Genomic DNA, 15,228 nt, shown 5'->3' with positions numbered 1-15,228 from the left:
TCTGATGATCACGAACGGTTCGTCGCAGGCTGGAATTTTATGGGAACCTTCACCACCCCCGAGCGGTTTTTTCTATAGTCGCAAATGCGGCAACAACCGAGAAAATGGAGACGAATGGAGAAAAATCATGCTCACGAAGATTCTCGCAGCGTCCGTTCTCGCCGCCGGTCTGGCCACCTCTGCGATGGCCCAGAATACCAGCGACCCAGACGCTGACATGGGTCCCGGCAGCGACAGAAGCGTCGTCACCGACCCTGCCCCGGTCGATCCGAACCTCGTCGAGCCGAATGCCGTCGATACCGGGATTACGGGTAGCATTATTGCGGGCCCTGATGACTTGAATTCAAATGCCGACTTGAATTCTAATGCCGATCGTAACTGCCCTATAGGCCCGCAGGGCGCGATGCCGGATGCAATGAACAAGGCTCCCGGCACGGTTTCACCGACCGTCAATGACAACCACTGCGGCAAGTAGCCGAGATCGATTTCCACACTTTCGGCCGCGGCACGGACAGAGTTTTCGTCCCGCGGCCGAAACGCTGTGTTGCCGAAGCGCTATGTTCTAGCTTCCTGAACTCTTGCGCGATCGGACAGCTTTTGGCTTGGTGGCCTTTCCGGTCGCGGGACCCTTCGCTTTCGGCCTGCTCTCCTCAGCGTCGATCTCGGCTGTGGCCTGATCCCAGTGCTGCTGGTGCGCGCCGGCGGGCCGGCCGGCCTGCTCCCAGATCGCGTGGGCGCGTTGGCGAATGCGTTCCTGCCTGTCGTCCGTCACTGTTGCCTCCATCGGCTCAAATCCGTGAGCGACAACTTTTAGCTGAAATTTCGTTCGGCGTCTTGGGCGGCTTCAGCCCTGGTCGGACAGGACCGCGACACCGAGAAGCGCCGCCTTTTTGGTGATCAGCCCCGCCAGATCCGCGTCCGAGCGCTCCGTTCCAGTTCGCTCACGAACCTCTGCAATCAACTCCTTCATCGACAACAGGGCAGTGCCCCGTTCAGCAAGCAGCTTGTCGACAGATGCGGCCACATTGCGTGACTGGACATGGGGCAACATGGAAATGGCTCCTTCCCGCGACAAGACGATCAACGGCCGGCGGCCTGCCGGCGAGCCGCCGCTCCCTCTTGCGTCTTCCCGAGAGAGCGGCGGGTGAAGGTCAGTCGATGACCTGCACGATCCTGCGGGTGCCGGGGTCGACCAGCACGGTGCGACCGTCGACGACCACGTATCTGTACTCGACGTCGGGAACCTCGTGAAGTTCAACCGTGTCGGGCAAAGTGGAACCGATATTGAGCTCCACTCCCAAAAGGCTGATCGACGCCAGCGGGTGCTTCTGCACATATTCGCGGACGACTGTCTGCTGCTCGGGCGTGACAATCACCTGGTCTGCGGTGGCCACGCCGATACCGGCGAGCAGAACCAGCCCGGCGGCGGCAGGAACAAGGTGGATTTTCATCGTCTTCTCCTGTCTGTTTGCGGGCTGCGCCTTCCCCAGTCGGGAACGGCGCGCCCACATTGAAAACGCTCACGCAACCTTCTTTGTTCCGTGAGCGGCGGCTGTTCGATCCCCGCATTGGTGCCGCCCTGATGCGACCACAGTGGCCCGCGTTCCTGTCGCAGGCACGCGGGCCGATCGGATTGCCCGATCAGCAGCGATACCGGAGGGGGGTGATATCGACTGCTTCGAGAGGAACATTTAGCAAGAGCTAATGTTCCGGGCCGAAGGCGAAAAAGTGTGCCGGCGTCGGGGCACCCGTCAGGCGCGAGGCGGCAAAGGCCCGAATCTATTGTTTCGGCGGCTGTGCCGGCACCTCGCCGGGCTTGAGCACCGGTGTCTTCCCTTGGTCCGGCGGCGGTGCGGCCATGCCTTGATCGCCGGTCGGCGGCGGCTGCAGCACGCCGTTGCAGGGATCAAGCGTGTCGGTCAGGCTGTCGCTGGCACCGTTGTTGACGGGCGGCTTCTGCTGCTGGCCGTTCTGCGGCTGGGCCTGGCAGGGGCCGGCAGGCGCCTGGTCTTGTGTCCCCGTCTGGGCGGCAACCGGCGCCGCCAACGCCAGTGCACCCAGCGCACCCATCATCAGCGTGCCCGTCATCAGCGTGCCCGTCATCAGCGTGCCCGTCATCAGCGTGCCCGTCATCAGCGTGCTTGGCAAGAATTCGAAAGGTTTCACGTCGAACTCCTTTCCCGCGAAGGATCACCTCCTTGCCAAAGCAGGTGGGCGGCGATTGGTTCCCGTATGCTGCGACGCGCCCGGCTCCATGCTATCGACTGACAGGATAGTTTTGAGCGGCAAGAGCGACGAGTTCCGTGGAAGACGCGAAAAACCGCCCCGTTTCCGGGCGGGCGCAGCATGTTGGGGAATCGTTAATCAGCGATTGCTACTATATTGGACCATGACCAAGAATCTCGGAAACGCCGTCAGGAACGCCCCGAAGGAACCGGCAAGGAACTCCGCCCTCAGCCGGCTGGCGCCCGCCTTGTTTCCCCTGGCGGTCGTCGCGCTTGGATATCTGATTGGCTGGCAGTTCTTCGGCTTCTAGGGCATCGGCCCCCCCGATGTCGCGCGAACAGACCTTGCATCAGAGGCCGGCTGCTTCTCAGTCCGGGAAATCGAAAACCGGTTCCTCGCATCGATGGACCCGACATTGACCGTCAAGCGTCCGGACATAGGAGGCGACAGGCACGTCGGGCCAGTAGCACTCGTTGCCGTATTGACGGACATATCGATCATAGGTGTTGCGGCCGGTGGTCAGGACGACCGCGCGCCGGCTCTGGATCAGAAGCTGCGTCTGTTCGCATGTCATGGTGCGCGCATCCGGCCGGGCGTAAGCCATGCTTGTGGCGGCGAGCAGGATCGCTGCGGCTGTCGAGACGATTGGGCGAGCTGGCATGGTGCATCCTCACAAGGGTCGTGCGTAACGCGCACCGTCGCCCGTGGTTCCGCACCTTCACCCCACCTTCACCCGGAGCAGCGTCTCCCGCAGGAGGCTGTTACTGCGGCGCAATAAGACAGGCGCGATCTCACTCCTCCTTCTCCGGCTTGAACCGCCTCACCACCACCTCGAAGACGATATCCGAAATCCACATCGCCGAGACGCCGATGAGGAACGCCGCGGCCAGCGTCGTGGTGTCGTCGTCAGGCGACGGCAAAGGCACGCCGGCGCGGATGTAGTGCACCACGGGAAGCGTCAGGTAGGCCGCCGCCAGTGCGCCGCAGATCGGCGACGCCACCATCTCGCGAACCTTGTAGCGGTGGCGCGACAAGGCTCGCAAAATGCCGCCGGAAAGGCCGGCGACCACCACCGGCGCCTTGATGCCGAGAGCATCGAGAAACTCCTGTATCATCACGGCCTCCACCCGCACCATCTGGCGCCCTTCCCGTTGTAGGCATTCACCTCGTCGAGCTCGGGCCGCGACATGGCGGCGACGACGAGGGCGGACGGACGCCGCGCCTGATTGTGGTCGCACCAGACCTGGCGCGCGGGCGAAACCGGCGTTGTGCATCCGGCGAGCAACAGGCCCCCGAGCAGCAGACCGATCATCAGTGCCTTGCCCATCGCATCGCCTCCCGCCGTGCGGCTTCGTCCGGCAGGTCGCGCGCCGCGCGTTCGGCATCGGTCGCCTCGCGGTCCATTTCGAGGCGATCCTGCGCCGCGGCGAGTTTTTCCGCCGCTCGCCTGGCCGTATCCTTCCTGGCCCGGCTGATGCCGCCGGCGACAAAGAGGCCGATGCCGCCGACGAGTGCTGCGAAGATCGCCATGATCGCCTTGTTGCCGGCGAGCGCGCTCAGCATGGAAAGCACCCACATCTCAATTGCCCTCCACGGCGGGCTGTCTTCTGACGAGGCCGGCGACGCCGTCGCGGACGACATTCATCAGGATCTTGAGCAGGGTCAGCACCCCGGTGATCTTGAGCGCCAGGGCCGCGTCGATGCCGAACATCGTCCAGTCGAAGCCGACCAGGCCGGTAAGCAGCAGGATCAGCACATTGATCAGATTGTGCGCCGCATTGGTATTGAACCACGTCATGGCTTTACCTTTCGAAACAAGGAGAGGATTGCGGCGACCAACGGAGCCAGGACCGCGGCCCAGAATCCGGGCAACGGTCCGGGCCGGACTCCAGCCCTGCCCGGCTCTGCCTCCGAAGTCGGGGAACCGTTCAGCTGCGGAGCATGCGGGATCGGAACAGGCGCTGGAGGCTGTGCTGGGGCAGCGGGCGGCCACGGCGTGTCCCTGATCCCAGACCATTTGCGGAACGCGTCGGCAAGCCTGATATCGTAGGCGTTTTTCCCAAAGGATGCGCCGTTGTAGCCCTTGGCAAAGCCGGCCCAATCATGCTTGCGCAATTTGCCGTCGAGCCGGTTGGCGGCGATGAAATTGACCGCCGCAGCCAGCTGCAGCGCCTCGTCCTCCATCATGGCTTCGACCATGGCCTGCACGGTGGGGAAGCCGGCCGCCTTGAAATTCTCGCCGAGAACCTGGCCGAGCCCCCATGACGCCGATCTGAGCGCCGCCGTCTCGTCGATCGCGATAGCCGCTTTCAGGCGCGGATAGCTGTCCCGGGGATAAGGCTTTTCGCCCCACCTGACATAGGCAAGTCCGGCCGCGACTGCTTGCGCACGCTTCGCCCCCGACAGGTTGCGGAAAAAGACATGCGGCTCGAACAGGATGATCGGCCGGCCATGGGCGTCGAAGCCATGCCCGCTGGTCTCGACGTCGAGAAAGGCGTGGATCTCATCCTCGCCGACGCCGATCCTGGCGCCAAGTTTTGGCAGATCGAGGTCGACCAGGCGCCTGGCGGCGCCCTTGAACGTGGTATCCATGGTCTTGTCCTTTCCGCCCAGGTCGCGGGCAGGTTGATGTTTGCAACCGACTGTGTGAAATGAGCCCCAAGAGGAGCGGAGATCGGGAGGACAGCGGCCCATGTCGCAAGATGAAGGAACGGCGCGCTGGACGGTGAAGGCCGAGCTATGCGCGGTCGGCCGCGACAAGCCCTTGCTTCTGGCGCTGGCAGCGATCCTGTGCCTCTATTGCGGGCTGGTCGCCGGGCCGATCCTCTATGCGTTCCTGGCTATCCAGGGCATGGCGGATTTCTTCAAGTGACGGTGTTGACCATTTGAAAACAGCTCGATCCGTCTTGCTGCCTGATCCGAAATTGCTTAGCCGGGATGAAACTGCTCCCATGAACCGTTCGTACCGTGTGGGACACAGGGAGGGCACGTGACAATAAGGATCAGGCTTCCGGGCGGGACCTTGAAGATCAAGACGAAGGACGAGCTGCGCCGCCGCGAACAGAAGCGCGAAGTTCCGGTCTGGCAGGTCGGAAATTACTTCATCGTCTGGTGGCCGAGCAGCATGTCGGATCGTCCGTCCAGGCCCCCGCCAAAATGATGAGCCTGCGACCCGACCCTTCTGGAAACAGTCCCAGAAGATAGCCCCAGAAATAGTCAATGATCGGCTGTTGACTCTTCCGCCGCGGAAGCTCTCTAATTGCTGCGCTGCACAATGGGGGTTGGGCTGATGGCGGTTCGTATCAAGTTGCCGGGCAGCACCTTGAAGATGAAGGTGTATCGGGAATTGCGCGAGCGCGAGCGCACCCGCCGCATCCCTGTCGTAAAGGTCGGTTCGATCTATCTAACCTGGTGGTCGAACCGCCAGCGTCCTCTAGATAACCCGCCGGGTGCGCCGGACGATCCTGACCAATCCCGGGCAACGCCTTGACGCCCTGAACCCCTCATCAGGGGCCTGCGCTCAATCCTTCCGGAAACAGTCAAAACGCGCCCATCGGCTGTTGACTCTTCCCCAGGGGAAGTTCTCTAATTGTTGCATTGCACATCATCGTTGCGTTGCACGGCGGGAGTTGAACCGATGGCAGTGCGTATCAAATTGCCGGGCGGCACCCTGAAGATGAAAGTCTATCGCGAATTGCGGGTGCGCGAACGCGAGCGCCGCGTGCCGGTCATGAAGGTAGGTTCGCTGTATTTTGTCTGGTGGTCGAACAGCCAGCCTCACGACAAGCCGCAAGACAGCCGTCATTAGCCACAGCCATTTCGCTGCACCACTTGAAGTTGGGCGTGTCTCTTTGGACGCGCAAGGACGCTCTAGATCTTTCAATCCATACACAAAGCCAATTCGACCGGCAGCCAGATGCGCCGGCAGACGCGGCCGAATTATCGGCTGACAAGACGGAGCCGCTCGGTATAAGTCTACCTGCGGTTGGCGGAATGCTACTTGCACAGGCTGTGCCAGGGGGCCGTGTCGAGCCAAACGAATTAGAACGTGAACACCTCACGATCACGCTTGCAAAGCGGAGGTGCTTGCCGCAAATGATGGGCGGCCGAACGGATCTGCCCCTGACGACGCGAACTGACCCTGCCGGTGGCATAAACCCTCAGCGCTTTCCGGTTCCAAGCGATCGTCGGCGCATCCCTGCGCCAATGGTGGAAACCGACGATGAGCGCGATGCGGGGGCAGCATTGAAGGTGCTTTGTGCGCAAATGCCACAACCTCATTGTCAGCGACGGATCGCAGGTCGCCGAGAGACAGCAACAGATACGATACGGAACACACTGACATGCATTTTGTGCCGCGCTTCCTGCAACACCTAGCGGGCGTCAATGTCGGCGCCGGCACGAAGATGGCCATTCAGAGCGTCCGCACTGCCCGCCGTGGCCATCACTCGATCGGCGAGGACGGTATCATCAACTGCCGTTTCTCGTTTGACCGGTCAGCAGCCCAAATCACGATCGGCCGCCGCTGCTTCATCGGCAAGAGCCACCTGGTCGCCGCCGAGCACATCAGGATCGGCGATGACGTCGTTATTTCCTGGGGTACGACGATCGTTGACCACAACTCGCATTCGCTGGATTGGAAGCAGCGAGCCAACGACGTCGCGGACTGGCATCAGGGCAAAAAGAACTGGTCAGGTGTCGGCATCGCGCCGGTCACGATCGAGGAGAATGTCTGGATTGGCTTTGGCGTGACAATCCTGAAAGGCGTCACGATCGGCAAGGGCGCGGTCGTCGGCGCAGCGTCTGTTGTCACGAAGGACGTGGAGCCCTTCACGGTCGTTGCCGGCGTTCCTGCTAAGAAGGTCCGCGACCTTTCAGAATTAACTATTTAGTGCTGCAGAGCGCTCCGGCCATGTACGCCATGTTCCGCAGCGCAGTCTTGGGCGCGAACCTGAGAAATTCGGTTCGCAGCTTGTATTTCAACCAACCCCTTGACGGGCCGGCCAGGTGCTGCTCATAAGCGAGATCGTGAGCATACGTCATCAGCCTGTCGACCTTGAGGCCGGAAGTTTTGAGCAAATTTTCGAATGTTAGCGGCGTGTAGAAATTGATATGCCCATAGGATCCGGACATGCGGATCGCCTTGGTGAGATTTCGCGTATGCTCCAGCGGCACCTCGATGTAGAGCTTCTTGCAGACCCTCGCCGCCTCCATCAAAAACATCCGTTCGTGCTCGACGACGTAGATGGCCAATCCAGGTCGAACGACTTGTCGGAGTGCGGAATGTGGAAGCCATCAAAAACATCGAGCTCTTCCGACTAGGGATTTTCCGTGCCTTGATGGCCTCAATACCCGAGGTGGAAATCTCGTCGGCCCCGAGTGTCTTTGCCAGATTTCGTTTGTTGAGGTTGTCCAGCACAGCCCCTTCACCGGCCCCGATATCAAGGACCTTTTCGAAGGTCTCCCCCGGGAGGATCGCTTCTATATGGCCGACTGATTGCTGCGAAGCAATTTCGCGTTTCGCGGCTACTTTGCCATCTGCGTAGTAATCATCATAGATCGCTATAATGCTGCCGGCGTCCGCCATAGAGAAATCCTCCTAAGGATCACCCCCGCCAAGCCAACCGTGCCATAGTGCGCGAACCGCGGCCAGTGCGGACTAGGCGCCTCCCAGCCACACTTCGACGAGCCTTCGGCATCGTCCTTATGCACTGTGATCCCTCGACTATAAGTTCGGGTCATTGGACTGTTAGGATCTTCTTTCCGACGATCACCCATTCCTCGCCCTCTTCAAGCGTCGCGATCGCTTTACCCTTGCACTGAATTGCGAATGGCGTGGCCTTATCCCCTTTCCGCGACGTATTCGATGAAGCGCAACGCATTGCCGTCGTGGCCGGCGTCGTTGAAGTGCAGGCCTTCTTGATAGGCCCCCGAGTTGATGTAATCGAACCCGTCGATCGGGATCGTCAGCACATTGCGCGACCGGTAGGTTTGGCGGATCGCGCCAAGCGCTGCGTCGTATGTTCGGCCGCCCGTATAGCTGCCATCCCAAGACGAGGACGGGCGCGTTGGCGGCATTACGATGATGCGGGGCGCCAGGGCCGCTTCCAGCGTGTTGATGATCGACGTGATGTTCGTTGAAATCGTCGCCGGCGGCGTGCCAAAGCTGTCGTTGATGCCCAGGGCGAGGACCGGCACGATCTTGCCGCCAGCATAGCCGCATTGTGAGACCGCAGAAGCAAGGCGCGGCGCGTTGAAGGACGCGAATGTATAGCTTCCGTGCGCGGCGCGCAGCGTCCGCAGACGCGGGCGCGAGCCGGCCGCTTTTATGCCGAGACGGATAAGCCCGGTGATCTCCACAGGTCCGCCTGCGACCGTGAGGGTATAGTTTCCGCTCGCCGCCTGCCCTGTCAGGGACGGGCCGGAATATTGATCGAGTGCCAGAGCACCGGCAGCGTTCACAGTCCTGTAGGCCGCGCCGCCGTTGAAGGCGAAGGCGAGCGAGCCTTGACCGGCGTCCTGGGTGTAGTGGACGTCGACCTGTTCATAGGCGCCCGCGAACGCCAGGGACGCACCATCCGCAAGGATGATGCTTTCGCCGAGCGGCCCGCGCGTTCCCGTCGAGACGGTTCCGCTGGTCGTGACGCCATAGAAGGCGGGCGTGTAGGTAGAGCTTGGCCGCAGCGCCGTCATGCCCGGTTCATCGTCAGCAATACCGACATTTGCGAACTGCGTGACGCGATTGAACCAGTGTGCGGGGCCGTTGCTGGCCAGCGCCCAATGACCGATGCTGTCCGCGATCAGGCAGAGCACGTCGTTGTTGGCGATATGCTCTGCCATCTTGGCCCGGAAGCCATCATAAAGATTGAACAGCGACGGGCGAGCCGGAACGAAAAACCTCCGGCCGCCGACGAACGGCTTTCCAGGCCCCCAAAAGCCGTCACCCGACTTGGGCATGGCCGTCAGCGCGAAGCTGCCGGGCGGCACGTAAGGATATGAGTGAGCGGCTCCGGCCGAAGCAAAGATTGCGGTCGCGTCAACGACGCCATTCGGGTCGGCGTCCGCCAGCAGGTTCATGCCGGTGTTTTGCGCACCGCCAGCCAAAGCCCGCGTAGCATCGGCGATGAGGCCAGTTTTGATCGTGAACGCGACCTCATAGCGGTGCTGGGTCGATGATGCCACAGTGGCGCCGTTCGATAACACGCCGGCCTTGATCCATGCGGGAATGCCCTGCGGATTGACGCTGTTCTGAAATTTGTAGCCGCCGCTGCTTATCGCCGGATATTGCCCCGCTGCAATCGGGATGCTTAGGGGAATTTCGGTCACACCATTGGCCAGCGTGATCCGATGTGTGCTGATCACGTTGACGGTCAGGTCGCCGTTGTACTGGATAACGTGAATGTTGGCCGCGCCGGAACCGCTTGCCCCGGCATTAACTTCGGTAATGTACCCATCGGACGGCGCTGGCGTTTGCATGACAACGCTGTAGTTCGACGGGGTATTCGTGCCTGTGTTGACCAATGACGGCCAGCCAACAACCTGCTCTGATCCGACAATATCAGCCAGTTCGTTTGCGGTAGCATAGGCAGCACGCGCCTTGACGCCGATTTCGCCCGTGAAAGTTGCCTTCCATTGCGGCCCATTGGTAAAGCCAATGGTCTTGGCGGTGTTCGACGTAGGAACCGCCGCCGTGAACCACTCGGCTTCGCCGTTCGGAATGGCGCCCGCCGTATAGTACCAGGTGCCGGAGCCGGTGCGCTGGAGGCCCATGACACTGCCGGCCGGTTTCAGGATCGAGAGCCCCGAGTTGACGGAGGACGGGCCAGCGACGGCAAGGATGGTTTGTTCAGAGACGAGACTCAGCGTGCCGTCGCCCTCGACGTGGGCAAAGACGACATGAATGGTCCCGGCTGTCACACCGAAGCCGAGCTCTACGCTCGACAGATATTCATCTATCGCCGACAGAGACCCCGGCCAGTAATAGACAGAAGTGTTAGTGATAGCCGTGCCGCCGACCGAGCCGGTAATGGCAACCGGACCCACCGTCCGCGATCCGATCAAGGCGATGACTTCCGCCGCTGACGCGCGAACGCCCGTGTCGATGGCAACCGGCCCCGCCACTACGTTGTACATTCCGAGGATACCGGCGCCGATTTCGGTCCAAAAGTATTCACCAACCTCAACATTCCGGGCAAGAACCGGTGGGGCGCTGGCACCAGCGAGGCCGGCTGACGCGCCAAAGCTAAAAGCAGGCGCGGTGGTATAAAAACCCGACGCCGTGATGAGGATCATAGTGACTACGCCGCCAGCGACGATGAACCGACCGGCAGCGCCAGAGCCAACACCGCCAGTAATGGCGAGATCGAATGTCCCATCAGTCCCTCCAGCACCGCCCACGAGTGCACCGCTACCAACGATACCAAAGCCGACCGCCGCCGCGATCGTCGGGAAGATGCCCTTGCCGTACAAAGACGCGTCGCGCGCCGCCTGGACGCTGGCCAGATTGGCCGCGGTTGCTACGACATCGGCGGCGGTTTGTCCGGCATTGGCGGCGGAGATGGAGGCGCTGGCAGCTGCCTGGCCGGCACTGGCCTCAGTGGCATCCTTCAGCACCTGCGTTTCATCGCGCAGCGCTTCCACCTCATCGACAACGTCTGAAATGTCGGGCGACACAAACGGGATAATGGCGATGGCGTCGGTGCCCACGACCGGCTCGTCGGCCGTAAACTGAAACACCCGGTCGGCATTGACTGTCCCTACCTGGGTGTGGACCGTCGTTCCCTTCTGCAAGGTGCGGGCGGTGCGGGCATCGGCGGCGCGAAACCATTCGCCTTCGCTCACCGTGTAGATCCCGTTCTGCGTCGGGTCGGACTGGTCCTTGACCAGCACGCGGTCGCCAACCTCGCATGGCACGCCGTCGATGGTCTGCAGGCCATGCCGAATGATGTTGGCAGCGGTCGCGAGACGCACGGGTTCGCGTTCGCCGGTCAGAATTCGAACGGCGGCAGTTGCAGGTCGGGCCATCAGGCTTGCTCCATGATAAAAGCCCCGCAAAGCGAGGCTCGAAAGTGTTTTGGTGTTCGGATTTCAGTGCGTGGCGCTGGAGCGCAGTCTGAAATACAAAATCAGCGATCGTTGCTGCAGGTTTGTGCAATCCTTTTCGACCGCACTGTCGATCGAGGAAAAACCGGTGACATCGTGGCACCCTGAGGTGGCACGGGGGCTCTGGTTCTTCTATAGGCGGATCCTGCCGTCGGGGACCTGAACCTTCAACATGCACACCAGAGTCGGAAGCGCGGATTCGCACCTCATTGGCTATCCGGCGGACATTGACGGCCTGCGCGCGATCGCCGTCATTTCGGTGAGAGCATTCCACCTGTCGAGATCGGTGCTGCCGGGAGGATATCTGGGGGTCGACATCTTTTTCGTGCTCTCGGGCTACCTGATCACGCTGATTTTGTGGCGCGAGGCGGTCAAAGGGCAGTTCTCGATCATGCGCTTCTATGAGCGGCGGATTCGCCGGATCATGCCGGCACTTCTTCTGCTGCTGTTTTTTGCCACGGTTGCAGCGGTCGTTCTGCTGTTGCCTGCCGACCTGATCGGGTACGGCAAGAGCGTTCTGGCCACCCTGACTTTCGTGGCCAACATCTATTTCTGGCGGGATACTGACTATTTTTCGAGGGCGGCAGAAGCGAAGCCGCTCCTGCATGTCTGGTCGCTCGGCGTCGAGGAGCAGTTCTTCCCGCTACTGATCGCCGTCTTCGCCCGCTTCTGGCCTCGAGCGACGCTACCCGCCATCGCTATACTCACCCCTCGCCTCACTGGCGGCCAATGTACTGGCGCTCAGGATTGGCGGCGCGTCACCTGCGTTTTTCCTGCTGCCGACCCGGGCTTGGAACTCGCTCGTGGGCTTGACGATCTGATCGGTCGTCTACGTGGGTTTGGAAAAAACGTCGTGCTAGTCGGCCCGATCGCCTACCCTGGTTGGGATATGCTTTCCGAGCTAAGCCGAAGCCTCGCCTTTGGTCGACCTCTAGGAAAACCGACTTACCTTCCGGCCGAGGAGTTTCAACGACAATACGGGGCGGCTCTTCAACATTTCGAGACTCGTGACAATATCGGCTTTGCGCGCCCGGATAAAGCGCTGTGTGATACAAGCCGGTGCAATTATGTTCTTGAGGGACGATCCATGTTCGCGGACGCTAGCCATATTGCCCAAGCGGAATTGTTCCGTTTCCGGTCGATCTTTGCTGAAGCGCTGGCCACGCAGCGCTGAGCTTGTAACGCTACGGCCTATGGCAGTCCGCCAACGCGCCTCTTTGTCCAGCCGGCGATTGTCAGCCCGCACGCCATGCCGGTGCAGTCGGCAACCCAGTCCAACCCGTCCAGATCGCGCCCTATCAGTTGCGAACCCTGAAGAACCTCGATCGCCGCGCCGGCAAAGGCGAGGGCAATTATCAGCCTTGCCTTGTGTTCCGGCCAGCCGAGGCTTCCCAGGGCCGCCAGTACCGTGAAGGCGATGGCGTGTTGGAGCTTGTCATCGTGAAGCGTGATGGCCATGCCGAGATCCGGCAAGAACCGCACCGGCAGAAGAGTAAGCAGGAGAACGCCGGCCAACGTGACTAGGAAAACGATTCTTGCCAGCATCATCGGGTATGAGTCTAAGCGCAACAAGATACAGTCAGTCCTTCATCTGAAAAGTCTGGCATCTGAAAGTCTGGCGAGCCTGACACAGCCCCGACAGGACCTCGCGCGACATTGGAGGCTGCGGTACGCCATAGGTTACTATCATGACCAAAATCAGACCGCCGGCCGGTGCTCGCACGATTGGCCGCGTTTGTCGGCGAGCCCAGTACATTACTCTCGAAGTTCCGGCAAAATCTTTTCGTCGAGGAATTTGAGACGGCTGCCCAACATTTCAGCGTTAGCGGGATTTGCCGGCACATTGACAGGGATCAGCTTCGCGACCGACTTCCCCTGGCGCGCGGCTCGACCCAGTCTTCCATTGCGCCAATGTATCCATCAGCGCCTCATACGGAGTCCTGACGTCGTCGCCCGGCATATATGCGGGAGGTACATCACCCACGATTACCCATACCCGTTGGGGCACATCTGGTCTGCCGGGTGAAATCTCAAAAGAAAAATGTATATTATCCCCTCAGCACCATATCCAAGATATTCGCCTTTGATGGCCGATACCCAGTCATAGATTTCGAGATATTGGCGCGCCTCGATACAGGCAGAGTCAAGATCGTCCTCGCCTGTGCTGATATCGGCAGGAGGCAGGCGCGTGACGCTGCTTAGATCTGGGATGGCATCGTTCAATTTTTTCTCCAAAGCATCACCATGGCCCGACAACTCCAAACAGAGCATGTCTATCATTGCTCTCGCGAGGTTATTAGAAAATCGAGAACGCGTCTCGAGATGACAAGGCGATAATCTGACGAGATTCCGAAGTCGTCGCGGCCTGCTTGCCCGTTCACCTTGAGCCACATCAATGGGGGACACCCACCTCAGGCTCCATTTCTTGAAAGTAGTCGGAGGTGGTCACTTCAGCATCGGCGAATGTCTCACCCGAAAACCCATCTCCAACAGTGCGCGTTGGCCTCTTCGGTAACAAGAAGACAGGGAAAGGTCGTCACCAACGCAGAATCAAACCAGCCTTCTATCTGGTAGTGAAGCTTGCTTACGATTGGCGGATGAAGGCTGGTGTCCAGAACGGTGTTTTCGCCTAGGCCACCAGCCACGTGCGGCTTTATGTAGAAATATGGCCCCGTTGAATTGTCAGCAAGGCTGCGCAGGTGGCCGTCCAGCAACATAGACCCAATGGCGGCAATCCACCGCCTCAGCGTCGCAACCACCTCTCACCCCTTTCGAACCGGCAGGCCACACCGCTGCACCACACGGCCTGTGTGTACGGGAAAAGTTCTGGATGTTGACAGGCGTTCCCGGTGGCAGGCCATTTACCTTGGCTATGACCTGACCCATGATGTGCCAGTAGACTTCCAGGTCCGACAATTTCTGGTTTGAGATATCGTCCTCTCCGCCGAGAAACAGCGGTTTCTTATAGCCGATGCACTGGTCATAGGCGGGTTCGGCCCCGCCGGAATCGCGCCAGTCTGCGTAGAGGTTGGCAGCCAACGCCGCATCTTCGTCCTCTCTGACATCGATCTCGTGGAACGTCCTGACATTGGCGGGAACCTGCAGAGCCTCCCCGGTGCCTGGCTCGAACATCACGATGCCTGGCTCCCCTTGCTCGAGCTCTGAGAATCGACGGCAAATGCGGTCCCCTGCCAATCGTAGCCAAAGCAGGTGATCCGCCCGGCGAACTCGGGAAAACCCAAGGTGACCCTCGCGTTCCACTGCGCCACGTTCTGCGCACGAATGATTCGGTACAGGCCATGTTTGAACGAGGCACCACCGAAACTGGTCAGCAGTTCATTCAAACCGGGAAATTTGTCTCAAAGGATTCGCTGCCGGAATCCACCACCAGCCTGCTTTCAACGGGAAAGTGTTTTTGGAATGTCTCGAACACTGCGATCTCCATCTACCAGCCGATTAAATCTGACGGTGCCCAACCTACTCCTGCCGGCCGTCGAACGGTTTGATGGTAGCAGAAGGGAGACCTCGCTCATCAAACACATCGAAGACGCGCTCTGATAGGGACGAGGTTCAGGTTCTTGGCGATGCCGAAGTCATCGTGACCCGCCTTCCCGTTCACCTTCAGCCACACGAAAGATGGAAGCTCTACCTCGGGCTGAAGTCCGCGGAAATCTTCGGACGTTATGACTTCAACAGGGGCGAATGTCGCTCCGGTGAAGCCGATTTTGGACAATGCGTGCGCGGAATCCTCCGTCACGAGGAAACACGGAAAGCTCGTTATAAGAACGTCACCGAACCATCCCTCCATCTGATACACAAGCTTGCTTACGATGGGGGGGTGGACACTGGTGTCCATGACGGTGCCCTACCCAATCCACCTACCACATCGGGCAGAATGTC

At 60.4% G+C, this 15,228-nt stretch carries 24 protein-coding genes; 7 read left to right on the top strand and 17 right to left on the bottom strand.

The genetic code is table 11. The features are described from left to right. The first annotated feature begins 4 nt into the window (after positions 1–4). Positions 5–475 carry a hypothetical protein gene (locus ACWTU8_RS04635; RefSeq protein ID WP_455847216.1) on the top strand — a complete coding sequence of 157 codons (471 nt, stop codon included), beginning with the start codon at positions 5–7 and terminating at the stop codon, positions 473–475. Positions 476–562: 87 nt separating this feature from the next. Here ACWTU8_RS04635 and ACWTU8_RS04630 read toward each other — a convergent pair whose 3' ends face one another. The 4 genes from ACWTU8_RS04630 to ACWTU8_RS04615 form a co-directional block, all read right to left on the bottom strand. Further along, positions 563–784 carry a DUF2934 domain-containing protein gene (locus ACWTU8_RS04630; protein ID WP_455847215.1) on the bottom strand — a complete coding sequence of 74 codons (222 nt, stop codon included), beginning with the start codon at positions 782–784 and terminating at the stop codon, positions 563–565. 60 nt (positions 785–844) lie between these two features. After that, the gene (locus ACWTU8_RS04625; protein ID WP_095518752.1) at positions 845–1,051 is read right to left on the bottom strand and encodes a hypothetical protein; all 207 of its coding nucleotides are present in this window, start codon (positions 1,049–1,051) and stop codon (positions 845–847) included. Positions 1,052–1,151: 100 nt separating this feature from the next. Next, entirely contained in the window at positions 1,152–1,451 is a 300-nt protein-coding gene (locus ACWTU8_RS04620; RefSeq protein ID WP_455847214.1) for a DUF1236 domain-containing protein, read from the bottom strand. Between the two features lie 328 nt (positions 1,452–1,779). After that, entirely contained in the window at positions 1,780–2,166 is a 387-nt protein-coding gene (locus ACWTU8_RS04615; protein WP_455847213.1) for a hypothetical protein, read from the bottom strand. 223 nt (positions 2,167–2,389) lie between these two features. On the opposite strand from ACWTU8_RS04615, the gene ACWTU8_RS04610 reads away from it, so the two are divergent. After that, positions 2,390–2,536 carry a hypothetical protein gene (locus ACWTU8_RS04610; RefSeq protein WP_455847212.1) on the top strand — a complete coding sequence of 49 codons (147 nt, stop codon included), beginning with the start codon at positions 2,390–2,392 and terminating at the stop codon, positions 2,534–2,536. Positions 2,537–2,593: 57 nt separating this feature from the next. On the opposite strand, the gene ACWTU8_RS04605 is transcribed toward ACWTU8_RS04610, so the two are convergent. The 6 genes from ACWTU8_RS04605 to ACWTU8_RS04580 all read right to left on the bottom strand — a co-directional run bounded on the left by ACWTU8_RS04605 (position 2,594) and on the right by ACWTU8_RS04580 (position 4,818). Continuing rightward, positions 2,594–2,887: a hypothetical protein gene (locus ACWTU8_RS04605; RefSeq protein WP_455847211.1), complete on the bottom strand. Its 294-nt coding sequence runs from the start codon at positions 2,885–2,887 to the stop codon at positions 2,594–2,596. 130 nt (positions 2,888–3,017) lie between these two features. Then, on the bottom strand, positions 3,018–3,362 hold the full coding sequence (locus tag ACWTU8_RS04600; RefSeq protein WP_455847210.1) for a hypothetical protein: 345 nt from the start codon (positions 3,360–3,362) through the stop codon (positions 3,018–3,020). Then, positions 3,341–3,553 (bottom strand): hypothetical protein, encoded by a 213-nt coding sequence (locus ACWTU8_RS04595; RefSeq protein ID WP_029351715.1) that lies wholly within the window; start codon positions 3,551–3,553, stop codon positions 3,341–3,343. The genes ACWTU8_RS04600 and ACWTU8_RS04595 overlap by 22 nt, the downstream gene beginning before the upstream one ends. Further along, positions 3,538–3,804, bottom strand: coding sequence for a hypothetical protein (locus tag ACWTU8_RS04590; protein WP_455847209.1), 267 nt, complete (start codon positions 3,802–3,804; stop codon positions 3,538–3,540). The genes ACWTU8_RS04595 and ACWTU8_RS04590 overlap by 16 nt, the downstream gene beginning before the upstream one ends. 1 nt (position 3,805) lies before the next feature. Continuing rightward, positions 3,806–4,024 (bottom strand): hypothetical protein, encoded by a 219-nt coding sequence (locus ACWTU8_RS04585; RefSeq protein WP_029351719.1) that lies wholly within the window; start codon positions 4,022–4,024, stop codon positions 3,806–3,808. After that, positions 4,021–4,818, bottom strand: coding sequence for an N-acetylmuramidase family protein (locus ACWTU8_RS04580; RefSeq protein WP_455847208.1), 798 nt, complete (start codon positions 4,816–4,818; stop codon positions 4,021–4,023). The genes ACWTU8_RS04585 and ACWTU8_RS04580 overlap by 4 nt, the downstream gene beginning before the upstream one ends. 100 nt (positions 4,819–4,918) lie before the next feature. On the opposite strand from ACWTU8_RS04580, the gene ACWTU8_RS04575 reads away from it, so the two are divergent. The 4 genes from ACWTU8_RS04575 to ACWTU8_RS04560 all read left to right on the top strand — a co-directional run bounded on the left by ACWTU8_RS04575 (position 4,919) and on the right by ACWTU8_RS04560 (position 7,118). Beyond that, positions 4,919–5,098, top strand: coding sequence for a hypothetical protein (locus ACWTU8_RS04575; RefSeq protein WP_455847207.1), 180 nt, complete (start codon positions 4,919–4,921; stop codon positions 5,096–5,098). A gap of 417 nt (positions 5,099–5,515) precedes the next feature. After that, positions 5,516–5,716: a hypothetical protein gene (locus ACWTU8_RS04570; RefSeq protein WP_455847206.1), complete on the top strand. Its 201-nt coding sequence runs from the start codon at positions 5,516–5,518 to the stop codon at positions 5,714–5,716. Positions 5,717–5,863: 147 nt separating this feature from the next. After that, on the top strand, positions 5,864–6,034 hold the full coding sequence (locus ACWTU8_RS04565) for a hypothetical protein (protein ID WP_455847205.1): 171 nt from the start codon (positions 5,864–5,866) through the stop codon (positions 6,032–6,034). Between the two features lie 535 nt (positions 6,035–6,569). Further along, positions 6,570–7,118, top strand: a complete 549-nt coding sequence (locus ACWTU8_RS04560; protein WP_455847204.1) for an acyltransferase — start codon at positions 6,570–6,572, stop codon at positions 7,116–7,118. On the opposite strand, the gene ACWTU8_RS04555 is transcribed toward ACWTU8_RS04560, so the two are convergent. Both ACWTU8_RS04555 and ACWTU8_RS04550 read right to left on the bottom strand, forming a co-directional pair. Further along, positions 7,111–7,479, bottom strand: coding sequence for a hypothetical protein (locus ACWTU8_RS04555; RefSeq protein ID WP_455847203.1), 369 nt, complete (start codon positions 7,477–7,479; stop codon positions 7,111–7,113). The genes ACWTU8_RS04560 and ACWTU8_RS04555 overlap by 8 nt on opposite strands. Positions 7,480–8,067: 588 nt before the next feature. Continuing rightward, positions 8,068–11,115, bottom strand: a complete 3,048-nt coding sequence (locus tag ACWTU8_RS04550) for an SGNH/GDSL hydrolase family protein (RefSeq protein ID WP_455847202.1) — start codon at positions 11,113–11,115, stop codon at positions 8,068–8,070. A gap of 385 nt (positions 11,116–11,500) precedes the next feature. Between ACWTU8_RS04550 and ACWTU8_RS04545 the strand changes: the two genes are divergently transcribed. Next, the gene (locus ACWTU8_RS04545; protein WP_455847201.1) at positions 11,501–12,502 is read left to right on the top strand and encodes an acyltransferase family protein; all 1,002 of its coding nucleotides are present in this window, start codon (positions 11,501–11,503) and stop codon (positions 12,500–12,502) included. A 17-nt stretch (positions 12,503–12,519) separates the two neighbouring features. On the opposite strand, the gene ACWTU8_RS04540 is transcribed toward ACWTU8_RS04545, so the two are convergent. From ACWTU8_RS04540 to ACWTU8_RS04520, 5 genes are all read right to left on the bottom strand, one after another. After that, on the bottom strand, positions 12,520–12,876 hold the full coding sequence (locus ACWTU8_RS04540) for a hypothetical protein (protein WP_455847200.1): 357 nt from the start codon (positions 12,874–12,876) through the stop codon (positions 12,520–12,522). A 438-nt stretch (positions 12,877–13,314) separates the two neighbouring features. Then, a complete protein-coding gene (locus tag ACWTU8_RS04535; RefSeq protein ID WP_455847199.1) occupies positions 13,315–13,608 on the bottom strand; it encodes a hypothetical protein in 294 nt (97 codons plus the stop codon). Positions 13,609–14,010: 402 nt separating this feature from the next. Next, entirely contained in the window at positions 14,011–14,460 is a 450-nt protein-coding gene (locus tag ACWTU8_RS04530) for a T6SS immunity protein Tdi1 domain-containing protein (protein WP_455848381.1), read from the bottom strand. Next, positions 14,460–14,672: a hypothetical protein gene (locus ACWTU8_RS04525; protein WP_455847198.1), complete on the bottom strand. Its 213-nt coding sequence runs from the start codon at positions 14,670–14,672 to the stop codon at positions 14,460–14,462. The genes ACWTU8_RS04530 and ACWTU8_RS04525 overlap by 1 nt, the downstream gene beginning before the upstream one ends. 188 nt (positions 14,673–14,860) lie before the next feature. Further along, positions 14,861–15,184 (bottom strand): hypothetical protein, encoded by a 324-nt coding sequence (locus ACWTU8_RS04520; RefSeq protein ID WP_455847197.1) that lies wholly within the window; start codon positions 15,182–15,184, stop codon positions 14,861–14,863. Positions 15,185–15,228 lie beyond the last annotated feature (44 nt).

It is taken from the genome of Mesorhizobium sp. BHbdii, assembly GCF_053848045.1.
This window is presented reverse-complemented; position numbering and strand designations above follow the sequence as displayed.

Excerpts from the sequence above, each read along its gene's own strand:
- ACWTU8_RS04545 (WP_455847201.1), top strand. The coding sequence starts at position 11,501 with ATGCACACCAGAGTCGGAAGCGCGGATTCGCACCTCATTGGCTATCCG.
- ACWTU8_RS04595 (WP_029351715.1), bottom strand. The coding sequence starts at position 3,553 with ATGGGCAAGGCACTGATGATCGGTCTGCTGCTCGGGGGCCTGTTGCTC.
- ACWTU8_RS04620 (WP_455847214.1), bottom strand. The coding sequence starts at position 1,451 with ATGAAAATCCACCTTGTTCCTGCCGCCGCCGGGCTGGTTCTGCTCGCC.
- ACWTU8_RS04600 (WP_455847210.1), bottom strand. The coding sequence starts at position 3,362 with ATGGTGCGGGTGGAGGCCGTGATGATACAGGAGTTTCTCGATGCTCTC.
- ACWTU8_RS04625 (WP_095518752.1), bottom strand. The coding sequence starts at position 1,051 with ATGTTGCCCCATGTCCAGTCACGCAATGTGGCCGCATCTGTCGACAAG.
- ACWTU8_RS04565 (WP_455847205.1), top strand. The coding sequence starts at position 5,864 with ATGGCAGTGCGTATCAAATTGCCGGGCGGCACCCTGAAGATGAAAGTC.
- ACWTU8_RS04590 (WP_455847209.1), bottom strand. The coding sequence starts at position 3,804 with ATGTGGGTGCTTTCCATGCTGAGCGCGCTCGCCGGCAACAAGGCGATC.
- ACWTU8_RS04635 (WP_455847216.1), top strand. The coding sequence starts at position 5 with ATGATCACGAACGGTTCGTCGCAGGCTGGAATTTTATGGGAACCTTCA.
- ACWTU8_RS04560 (WP_455847204.1), top strand. The coding sequence starts at position 6,570 with ATGCATTTTGTGCCGCGCTTCCTGCAACACCTAGCGGGCGTCAATGTC.
- ACWTU8_RS04575 (WP_455847207.1), top strand. The coding sequence starts at position 4,919 with ATGTCGCAAGATGAAGGAACGGCGCGCTGGACGGTGAAGGCCGAGCTA.
- ACWTU8_RS04530 (WP_455848381.1), bottom strand. The coding sequence starts at position 14,460 with ATGTTCGAGCCAGGCACCGGGGAGGCTCTGCAGGTTCCCGCCAATGTC.
- ACWTU8_RS04610 (WP_455847212.1), top strand. The coding sequence starts at position 2,390 with ATGACCAAGAATCTCGGAAACGCCGTCAGGAACGCCCCGAAGGAACCG.
- ACWTU8_RS04535 (WP_455847199.1), bottom strand. The coding sequence starts at position 13,608 with ATGATAGACATGCTCTGTTTGGAGTTGTCGGGCCATGGTGATGCTTTG.
- ACWTU8_RS04520 (WP_455847197.1), bottom strand. The coding sequence starts at position 15,184 with ATGGACACCAGTGTCCACCCCCCCATCGTAAGCAAGCTTGTGTATCAG.
- ACWTU8_RS04570 (WP_455847206.1), top strand. The coding sequence starts at position 5,516 with ATGGCGGTTCGTATCAAGTTGCCGGGCAGCACCTTGAAGATGAAGGTG.
- ACWTU8_RS04605 (WP_455847211.1), bottom strand. The coding sequence starts at position 2,887 with ATGCCAGCTCGCCCAATCGTCTCGACAGCCGCAGCGATCCTGCTCGCC.
- ACWTU8_RS04585 (WP_029351719.1), bottom strand. The coding sequence starts at position 4,024 with ATGACGTGGTTCAATACCAATGCGGCGCACAATCTGATCAATGTGCTG.
- ACWTU8_RS04540 (WP_455847200.1), bottom strand. The coding sequence starts at position 12,876 with ATGATGCTGGCAAGAATCGTTTTCCTAGTCACGTTGGCCGGCGTTCTC.
- ACWTU8_RS04630 (WP_455847215.1), bottom strand. The coding sequence starts at position 784 with ATGGAGGCAACAGTGACGGACGACAGGCAGGAACGCATTCGCCAACGC.
- ACWTU8_RS04580 (WP_455847208.1), bottom strand. The coding sequence starts at position 4,818 with ATGGATACCACGTTCAAGGGCGCCGCCAGGCGCCTGGTCGACCTCGAT.